The following is a 9,045-nucleotide window of genomic DNA, read 5'->3' as shown; positions in this document are numbered from 1 at the left end:
GGCGCACTCCTTAAACTGATCCGTTGGCCCAACCTTATGATCATTGCCGCTACCATGGCTTTGATCCGGTATATGCTGATCGCACCTATGCTCGCAGTCAATGAGATCGAACTGCAACAGGGCACGTTGAGTTTCTGGTTACTCGTTGCCTCTACCCTGTTCATTGCAGCGGCAGGCAATATGATCAACGACTACTTCGATCGTGATGCAGATGCGGTGAACAAACCGGAGAAGGTGGTTGTGGGTAAGCGCATCTCCGAAGGTGCGGTCATGAATATTTATCTCGCTTTCAATGTTGCAGGTTTACTTCTGGCGGTTTATCCGGCCCTGGAGCTGGATATGCTTAACCTGATCCTTGTGCAACTCGTGGTATGTGGTCTTCTTTGGTTTTACTCCAGCACTTTCAAGGGAACCGCGATCGTAGGCAACCTGATCGTGGCCACATTATCCGGACTCATACCCCTGCTCGCAGGGATGTACGAATGGATGTACGAGGCTAAGAAACTGGAATTGTACTGGTTCAATTTTGACTTTATCTGGGGCTATGCCCTCTTTGCTTTCCTTCTTACCTGGGTGCGTGAGATCGTCAAGGATATGGAAGACTATCAGGGTGATCTGAGCGCCGGGTTGAGCACCTTGCCGTTGATAGCAGGAAAAGGTGTTGCCCGTGGGATGGCACTCATCTTAACCATTGTCATTATCATATGCGCCGGGGTGGTTATGAAGGAACAATACAGGGCTGCAGATAACACCAGCTTTTATTATTTTCTTTTCCTGATTCAGTTACCGCTGACTGCTCTGTTCATCATGATAACCCGTGCAAAAGAACAACGGGAATATCACCGGGCAAGCTCATGGTCCAAGTGGATCATGGTGCTGGGTCTGCTCTATACAATTGTGATATGGTACAGTCTGCAATAATGCCTTCCATCCTGCCGGATTCCAAACACCTGATCCTGGCGTCCGCCTCACCAAGACGTTCCCAATTACTGAAAGAAATGGATGTACCCTTTTCTGTCTCGCCGGTAGATGTTGAGGAGGTGTGGCCCGATGATCTGGAAACAGACAAGATCGCTGTGTACCTCAGCCGTCTGAAAGCTTCTGCATTTCCTTCGGAGCTGTTAAAGAAAGATACCATTGTGATGGCTGCAGATACCATTGTTTTGCTGGATGGAAAGGTACTTGGCAAACCTATGGATCGGGATGATGCCATACGTATGCTTCAGGAACTTTCAGGAAGAATGCATGAGGTGATCACGGGTGTGACCCTGCGAGATACGGATCGCTACCATGATTTCTCGGACCTAACCAAAGTTTATTTCGGTGAGCTTTCACAAACTGAAATCGAGACGTATGTGGACACCTACAAACCATTTGATAAAGCCGGCTCCTATGGTGTCCAGGAATGGATAGGTCATGTCGTTATCGACCGTATCGAAGGCTCTTACACCAATGTCATGGGATTGCCTACGGCCAAAGTTTACAAAGCCTTAAGGGAATTAAGAATTAAGAATGAAGAATTAAGAATGAAGTGAGGCTGCCGTATCACCGGTGCATTTTCATTCTTAATTCTTCATTCTTAATTAATTAACCTTTTGCACTCCTGAAGTTTCAAATGAAAATTGATCCGCTTCACCGCGTTTGGCAACAACCATTGCTTCAACGGCCTGACCGATCATGCTTTCGGGCAAACTAAAATCCGTGGCTGTCATTGAAATCGTCGAGCCGTTCTCTCCTTCAAGAATGATATCGTTTCCCGCTTGTTTTACAACACCGGTTACACTTAACTCTTTCTGATCTTCCCCGCCAAGTTCCAGTAACTCCATAAACGTAGCAATCTCGATGCTGCTTCCACCTGTGAATGCAGTACCATAAACAGTCTCTTCTTCAGGAGCAACGGCTTCGACGCGATCTTCTTCAAGCACCCCATTGTCGCTATCGTTATCACCTGAACCACATGATGCACATAGACTTACCGCAAAGATCACGGTCAAATTCTTCAATCCATTGATTTTTTTCATATTTACTGGATATTTGATGGTTAACGGAGTGACAATATAAGAAGAAAAGTGGAGTGAGCTGCCAACGCAAAACATATGAGCCAGCGTAAATATTTTTTCGTTTTATTTTTCCTGGTTCAGATCCTGAACTTCATACCGGCTTATGCGGTTAGATTCAGCAGCGATCAATTTACCATCTCCATTCCCGACCTGATCCTTGCTGACGAACCGACGATCATTAAGGTCAGCACCAAGGACCTTTCCCATCCGGATCTGGTGAATAATAACAATACCGTATCCGCACTTATCGGAGAAGAAACGGTAGATATCACTTTCTCGGATGACGGAAATGCTACGATAGAACATACCTTTCATAGTGAGAACACCTACTGCCAGATCAGCATCGGAAACTTTCAATACAGTCAGGGCATCCATCCTATGCCCTTATGGTATTCCATCCTCCCCCCTCTGCTGGCCATCATCATTGCACTGCTTTTCAAGGAAGTGATCATCGCCCTTGTCAGCGGCTGTGTTCTCGGAGGCATGATCTTCGGATATTTCACCCAGGGAGCCCTCGGCATCCTTAAAGGTATCCTCAACTTCATAGACACCTATGTGATCAATGCGCTTGCGGATCCTTTCCACGCATCCATCATTGTATTCTCCCTAACGATCGGAGGCATGGTAGGCGTGATCTCCAGGAACGGCGGCATGCAGGGCATTGTGGACAGACTTTCGAAATATGCGTCGACACGAAAGTCGGGACAAATGGTCACCTGGATATTGGGGATTGCCGTATTCTTTGATGACTATGCCAATGCCCTCGTGGTAGGTAATACCATGCGTCCCATCACCGACAGGTTAAGAATATCCCGAGAAAAGCTCAGCTATATTGTGGACTCTACGGCAGCTCCGGTTTCTGCCGTTGCATTTATCACCACCTGGATCGGCGCTGAACTCAGCTATATCCAGGATGGGGTGGCATCCACCGGAATCACCGAAAGCAGCTATTCCATCTTCTTCTCTTCCCTATCCTATTCTTTCTATCCCATCTTTACCCTGTTCTTTATCTTTCTACTCATCATGAGCGGCAGGGATTTTGGAGCAATGTTCAAGGCAGAGCAGCGCGCCTCCAACCACGGTCAGGTCGAAAGCGAGAACAGCAAACGGCTTTCCTCGGATGAGATGAAACAATTCGAGGTGATCAAGGGAGCGATACCTGCCATGCATAATGCACTGCTCCCGCTACTTGTTCTGATCCTCGGCGCCATTGCAGGCCTGCTAAGTACGGGATTAGACGGTACGATCAGTGCACTTGCAGATCAAGGCATCGCACCCTTGTCAGATAGCATTGTCGACGTGCTGGCTGCCATGTCAGAAATGCAAGAACCACCGGAGAATTTCTTTGAGAAAATTGGCCTGTTGATCGGGAATGCAGATTCCTATAAAGCATTGATGTGGGCATCCCTTGGCGCGGTCATCACCGCAATAGTGTTAAGCATTTCGCAAAAGATCATGAACCTTGAAGAGTCAATTTCTGCGGCAACGAGTGGGATGAAAGCGATGTTCACTTCCATCATTATTCTAATTCTGGCCTGGGCACTCGCATCGGTAACCACGGATTTACATACCGCTGACTTTATCACCGGCAGCTTGCTATCAAGCGGTATAGATCCGGGATTTCTTCCGGCAATCACTTTTCTGATGGCAGCGGTCATCGCATTCTCCACCGGAAGTTCATGGGGAACCATGGCCATTCTTTACCCGCTTATCCTGGGCGCGACCTGGTCGGTGTGCCAGGATCAGGCCTATACATTGGAGGAAACCATGCCTATCTTCTACAATGTGGTATCATGTGTTTTGGCAGGTGCGGTGTTAGGGGATCACTGTTCACCCATCAGTGACACGACCATTCTTTCGTCACTGTCTACCAGTTGTAACCATATTGACCATGTGCGGACACAGCTGCCCTATGCAGCCACCGTTGGCGGTGTTGCTTTGCTTGCGGGTACGTTGCTGACAGGTCTCGGAATGTCACCCATCATCAGCTATGCATTCGGTGGATTGACCCTCGCGGGAATTATCTTCTTTGCGGGTAAAAAGGTTTAGTCTGCCAGAACTTCCTTTCCAAACGCATTCAGGTCTACCCCATCAAAGTTCCCTGATGTCATAAGCAACAGGTTTTTTCCTTTCCAGGAAATATTCCTTAATGTTTTCAGAAGATCACCGGACGACGTGTAGACCTCGAGGTCCGGCCTGCCGAATGCTTCCTTTACCTGATCCGGTGAGATCGTCTCCAGTTTCTTATGGGCGAGGGTTTCCGGATTGTAGTATACAAATGCCCGGTCGGCGGGATTCATAGTGCCTGTATATTGCTTCAGGAAATCTTTATTCAGACTGCTAAAGGTATGCAACTCCATAACAGCTACCAGTTCTCGGTCGGGGTATTGCTCGCCCACAGCAGATACGGCCGCTTTGAGTTTGGACGGGGCATGGGCAAAATCCTTGTACACCGTCGCATTATCTGATGAAGCTATCAGTTCCAGTCGTTTTGCCGCTCCCCGGAAAGTAGCAATGGCCTTGAAAAAGTCGGGATCCGATACCCCCAGTTCCGAGCACACGTGATAGGCACCATTGATATTATGAAGGTTATGACGTCCGAATACTTGTAATTCTACAGATCCATGCAACGTACGAAGGAATGTTTTGCCATCCCTGATATCATGATCCGGGCAACCGTAGGGTTCCAGCCTGATGTCATTTGTCATGCCATCAACAAGGGCTCTTAAATGTTCATCTTCATTATTGTAGATCAGCACGCCGTCTTTTTCAATCAACGCGATGAACTGCAGGAACTGATCAAGGTAGTTTTCAAAGGTGGGGAAGACATTGATATGATCCCAGGCAATGCCGCTTACCAGGGCGATATGTGGTTTGTACCAGTGAAACTTCGGCCTGCGGTCTATCGGGGACGACAGGTACTCATCTCCTTCAATCACAATTAACGGGGCGTCGCTTAGCTTCACCATACGGTCAAAGCCCTCCAGCTGTGCACCAACAAGGTAGTCGCAATCCATATTCACCGATTTCAGCACATGCAGGATCATACTCGTTATAGTCGTCTTGCCGTGGCTGCCGCCGATCACCACCCGCTTTTTATTTGCTGCCACATGGGCGATGTATTCCGGATATGAGTATATATTCATACCCATTTCCTGTGCCTTGAGTAGCTCCGGATTGTCTGGCCTTGCATGCATACCAAGGATCACTGCATCCACATCTTTATTAATACGGGTGGGATCCCATCCCATCTTCTCCGGGAGGAGTCCTGCAACTTCAAGGCGTGTTCTGGATGGCTCAAAGATCTGATCATCCGAACCTGTCACTTCATTTCCCATGCTATGGAGCGCCAATGCAAGATTATGCATGGCACTTCCTCCGATAGCTATAAAATGTACTTTCATTGTGGCATCATTTATCGGATTGAAGTTAGAAAAATTCAGCTTCGCAAGTAATTCTCCGAAATGTCAGCGTACTCAATTTCTCTTATTCTTTACCTTAGCAATTCAAAGTCTACATCATGCAACTATATTCCATACCCACAGGAAATTTCAAATTGGATGGCGGTGCCATGTTCGGTGTTGTGCCCAAGAGTATCTGGAACCGGAGCAACCCGGCTGATGACAACAACATGTGCTCATGGGCCATGCGTTGTATGCTGGTGGAAGAAGGCGATCGGTTGATGTTGATCGACAATGGTCTGGGAGACAAACAAAGCGAAAAGTTCTTCAGTTATTATTTCCTCCATGGCGATGACAGCCTCGAGAAATCGTTAAAAAAGCTCGGCTATCATCACACCGATATTACCGATGTTTTCCTGACACACCTTCACTTCGATCACTGTGGCGGAAGCATTAAACGCAAAGGAGAGAACGACTTCGAGCCTGCTTTTCCCAACGCAACCTATTGGTCTAACAAAGCGCACTGGGAATGGGCGGTACACCCCAATGCCCGGGAGAAAGCCTCATTTTTAAAAGAAAACATCCTACCAATCCAGGAAAGCGGGCAATTGAAATTTGTGGAAGAAGGTGATGTCATCTTTCCGGGCATGTCGGTATTGATGGTGGATGGACATACCGAGTCTATGATGATCCCGCATCTTGAATACAAAGACCGTACTGTGGTATTTATGGCCGACCTGCTCCCGTCCATCGGTCACATCCCCCTGCCGTATGTCATGAGCTATGACGTACGTCCCCTCATCACCCTTGAAGAAAAAGGCAAATTTTTAAATGAAGCGGTGGAGAAAGATTATGTATTGTTTTTCGAACATGATCCCCAGCATGAATGCTGCACCCTTGAAATGACGGACCGCGGACCGCGAATGAAGGACGTGTTTGACTTAAATAGTTTGTAGTTTCTGGTTTGTGGTTTGTGATTGATGAACGTCATGTCACCCCTTCGGGGTTGCGCAATAAACGTGGCATAACGATGTCATTCCTATAATAATGTCACCCCTTCGGGGTTTCGTAATGGACCTGCAGTCCACCTCAAAACGAAGGGCCATAACTACTAACCACAAACTACAAACTACAAACTACAAACTACAAACCAGAAACCAGAAGTCACCCGCCTTCGCTAAAGCTTCGGCGGGCAATGCAACCCAGAAGCTTTAGTAAGTCACCACTCCCAAACCGTCTTCTCCACGCCTACATAGACCCCGTCTTCCCGGATCTCAACGGGGAAAGTATCCAGGTGCATTCCGTGGCCCTTTCCGGTTTTCACATCAAATGCAAATCTGTGCAGGGGGCATACCAGCATGCCATCTTCACATTTGCCGCCGGCCAGTCTGAAACCCTGATGGGGACATTTGGGTCCGAGGGCAAAAATGCCGTCGGGTGTGCGGGTCATGCAAAATGAACGTGCGCCAATGCGAACCTCTTCCGAACCATTCAAGGGAATGCGTCTTTCCGCAGCCTCAAGAGCAAGGTAAACCTGCACCCATTCTATTTTATTTACAAACTTCATTCGTCTGACTTTTGGGGATGGCTACCCTCCTTCTGGCTTCCCGGAACAATGCGATAGGTCACGTGAAGCGGTGGTGCATGGAGGTGTGTCGTTGGTGGATGATGCATGGGATCACCCGGGGGATAAGGATGGTCATCATCGTCCTCTTCTTCCTCATGCATCCATTCGGGTTCAGGTGGAAGATCCACATTCCAATACAGAAAAGCACAGAGCGACCCGATCACCGAGCCAAACAAATGTGCCTCCCAGGATACGTGATTGGGTAAAGGGAAGATGCCCCACATCATACTGCCATAGAGAAATGTCACCAGCATGGCAACTGCAACCGAGGTCCGGTCTTTCCGAAGTATGCCTGCAAAGAAAAGAAAGCATGTTAACCCGTAAACCAGGCCACTGGCGCCGATGTGGATCAATGGTCGCCCCATCAACCATAGCAGGATACCGTGCAATGCATAAATGAGAAAGAATACCTTAAAGGCCACCCTTCGGTAGAAATAATAGGTACATCCACCCAAAACGAGCAAAGGAAATGAATTGGAGATCAGATGATCCAGGTCTGTCGGATCATGCATCAGCGGTGACGTTAAAATTCCGATCAGACCCGAAAGGGTACGTGGGCTCATTCCCAAAGGAGCCGGATCCATTTCCAGGGCGTCCATCACCAACCAAATACCCCACAACAATGCAACAAACAGCGTCGGAAATATAATGCTGTATTTGATCTTTATCTTCTCTATCCGATTCATTTGCTTAATTAATAATTAAGAATTAAAAATGAAGTGAGACTGCCGTTTCTCCGATGCATTTTCATACTTAATTCTTAATTCCTATTACCTGTCCACGGATGATTCTCATTATACTTCCTGAGGAACACAAAAAGCAGTTTGCGCCGTTTGGATTTCTTCAATGCCATGAACTCCTGGTAAAGGCCATCATCCCGTTTAAGAATATGTTCCATACTGGTCATATTAAAAAAGTAGATCTTCCCGTCTTCAACATCCAATATGTATTGCTCTACTGTGCTTGAATAATTGGATGGGTTGTTCCGTTGCATCGGGTCGTACGGGTCGCGGTAAACGGTATAGACGGCTGTAAAATGGGAAATACTTCCAGGAAGCGACACCCTGTTGAAAGCATCGTTATGCCGAAGGTATAATGTACCATTGGACACATAACAGAACAATGCAGAAGGTCGGATCTGCCTGACCGAATCCTGATCATCCCTGTACTGGATGTACTTACGTTCCACCTCCAGTTTCAGGAAATTCATATCTCCCTTGGGACTGGAGGATATGATCCGTTCTACAGGGATAGGCTTGCCTTCTTTGAATGACAGAAAGGTGGGATACAATCCATCCGCCAGGGAAACACCCATTACAGATGAACCGCCTGCCAGGAGAACAACAAGGAGTATGAACCAACGAAGCATATTCAAAGATAGCATGCCGGAGAGCCGAATGCCAGTTCATGTCTGTTTTTCTGCGAAATTCCTACTTTTGTTCCATGCATCTCGTATTATGATGGTGAAGCAATACCTGTCTCTTGTTAAGTTCAGTCATACGATCTTCGCATTGCCCTTTGCGATGATTGGCTATACCCTTGCGGTTTCCCATTCAGGCATCAGCGCAGATCTAGGTCTTTTAGTGAAAGTATTGCTATGCATGATCTTTGCCAGAAGTGCCGCCATGGCCTTCAACCGGTATGCCGACCGCCGGATCGACGAACAGAATCCCCGCACGGCGGTCAGGGAGATTCCATCAGGAGTTATCAAACCACAATCCGCCCTTTTATTTGTCATAGTTAACGGCCTGTTGTTCATTGCCACTACCTGGATGATCAATCCGTTATGCTTTGCCTTATCCCCGGTGGCGTTAATGGTTATCCTGGGTTACAGCCTCACCAAACGTTTCACTTCACTGTGCCACCTTATTCTGGGGCTCGGATTATCCCTTGCACCTATTGGCGCCTATCTGGCTGTGACCGGTGCATTCAATCTATTACCTATCCTATTTTCCTT

10 protein-coding genes are annotated in these 9,045 nt (G+C 47.6%); 5 read left to right on the top strand and 5 right to left on the bottom strand.

The features are described 5' to 3' along the window. The coding region (locus KDD36_12095) for a geranylgeranylglycerol-phosphate geranylgeranyltransferase (GenBank protein MCB0397393.1) at positions 1–921 on the top strand (921 nt) is incomplete at its 5' end. Further along, the gene (gene maf, locus KDD36_12090) at positions 921–1,535 is read left to right on the top strand and encodes a septum formation protein Maf (protein ID MCB0397392.1); all 615 of its coding nucleotides are present in this window, start codon (positions 921–923) and stop codon (positions 1,533–1,535) included. The genes KDD36_12095 and maf, both read left to right, overlap by 1 nt. 48 nt (positions 1,536–1,583) lie before the next feature. On the opposite strand, the gene KDD36_12085 is transcribed toward maf, so the two are convergent. Further along, positions 1,584–2,021 carry a hypothetical protein gene (locus KDD36_12085; GenBank protein ID MCB0397391.1) on the bottom strand — a complete coding sequence of 146 codons (438 nt, stop codon included), beginning with the start codon at positions 2,019–2,021 and terminating at the stop codon, positions 1,584–1,586. A 75-nt stretch (positions 2,022–2,096) separates the two neighbouring features. Here KDD36_12085 and KDD36_12080 point away from each other — a divergent pair, with 75 nt between their 5' ends. Continuing rightward, a complete protein-coding gene (locus tag KDD36_12080) occupies positions 2,097–4,109 on the top strand; it encodes a hypothetical protein (protein ID MCB0397390.1) in 2,013 nt (670 codons plus the stop codon). Here the strand turns inward: KDD36_12080 and KDD36_12075 are convergent. Continuing rightward, positions 4,106–5,464 (bottom strand): peptidoglycan synthetase, encoded by a 1,359-nt coding sequence (locus KDD36_12075; protein ID MCB0397389.1) that lies wholly within the window; start codon positions 5,462–5,464, stop codon positions 4,106–4,108. The genes KDD36_12080 and KDD36_12075 overlap by 4 nt on opposite strands. A 116-nt stretch (positions 5,465–5,580) precedes the next feature. Between KDD36_12075 and KDD36_12070 the strand changes: the two genes are divergently transcribed. After that, positions 5,581–6,417 carry an MBL fold metallo-hydrolase gene (locus KDD36_12070; protein MCB0397388.1) on the top strand — a complete coding sequence of 279 codons (837 nt, stop codon included), beginning with the start codon at positions 5,581–5,583 and terminating at the stop codon, positions 6,415–6,417. 263 nt (positions 6,418–6,680) lie between these two features. On the opposite strand, the gene KDD36_12065 is transcribed toward KDD36_12070, so the two are convergent. The 3 genes from KDD36_12065 to KDD36_12055 form a co-directional block, all read right to left on the bottom strand. After that, a complete protein-coding gene (locus KDD36_12065; protein ID MCB0397387.1) occupies positions 6,681–7,028 on the bottom strand; it encodes a Rieske 2Fe-2S domain-containing protein in 348 nt (115 codons plus the stop codon). After that, entirely contained in the window at positions 7,025–7,774 is a 750-nt protein-coding gene (locus tag KDD36_12060; protein ID MCB0397386.1) for a rhomboid family intramembrane serine protease, read from the bottom strand. The genes KDD36_12065 and KDD36_12060 overlap by 4 nt, the downstream gene beginning before the upstream one ends. 74 nt (positions 7,775–7,848) lie before the next feature. After that, positions 7,849–8,457: a hypothetical protein gene (locus KDD36_12055; GenBank protein MCB0397385.1), complete on the bottom strand. Its 609-nt coding sequence runs from the start codon at positions 8,455–8,457 to the stop codon at positions 7,849–7,851. Between the two features lie 88 nt (positions 8,458–8,545). Between KDD36_12055 and KDD36_12050 the strand changes: the two genes are divergently transcribed. Continuing rightward, positions 8,546–9,045 (top strand): UbiA family prenyltransferase (locus tag KDD36_12050; protein ID MCB0397384.1); only part of this gene is annotated, 500 nt, incomplete at its 3' end.

The sequence above is a fragment of the Flavobacteriales bacterium genome, from assembly GCA_020435415.1.
Lineage (GTDB): Bacteria > Bacteroidota > Bacteroidia > JACJYZ01 > JACJYZ01 > JACJYZ01.
This window is presented reverse-complemented; position numbering and strand designations above follow the sequence as displayed.

Excerpts from the sequence above, each read along its gene's own strand:
- maf (MCB0397392.1), top strand. The coding sequence starts at position 921 with ATGCCTTCCATCCTGCCGGATTCCAAACACCTGATCCTGGCGTCCGCC.
- KDD36_12080 (MCB0397390.1), top strand. The coding sequence starts at position 2,097 with ATGAGCCAGCGTAAATATTTTTTCGTTTTATTTTTCCTGGTTCAGATC.
- KDD36_12060 (MCB0397386.1), bottom strand. The coding sequence starts at position 7,774 with ATGAATCGGATAGAGAAGATAAAGATCAAATACAGCATTATATTTCCG.
- KDD36_12075 (MCB0397389.1), bottom strand. The coding sequence starts at position 5,464 with ATGAAAGTACATTTTATAGCTATCGGAGGAAGTGCCATGCATAATCTT.
- KDD36_12070 (MCB0397388.1), top strand. The coding sequence starts at position 5,581 with ATGCAACTATATTCCATACCCACAGGAAATTTCAAATTGGATGGCGGT.
- KDD36_12055 (MCB0397385.1), bottom strand. The coding sequence starts at position 8,457 with ATGCTTCGTTGGTTCATACTCCTTGTTGTTCTCCTGGCAGGCGGTTCA.
- KDD36_12085 (MCB0397391.1), bottom strand. The coding sequence starts at position 2,021 with ATGAAAAAAATCAATGGATTGAAGAATTTGACCGTGATCTTTGCGGTA.
- KDD36_12065 (MCB0397387.1), bottom strand. The coding sequence starts at position 7,028 with ATGAAGTTTGTAAATAAAATAGAATGGGTGCAGGTTTACCTTGCTCTT.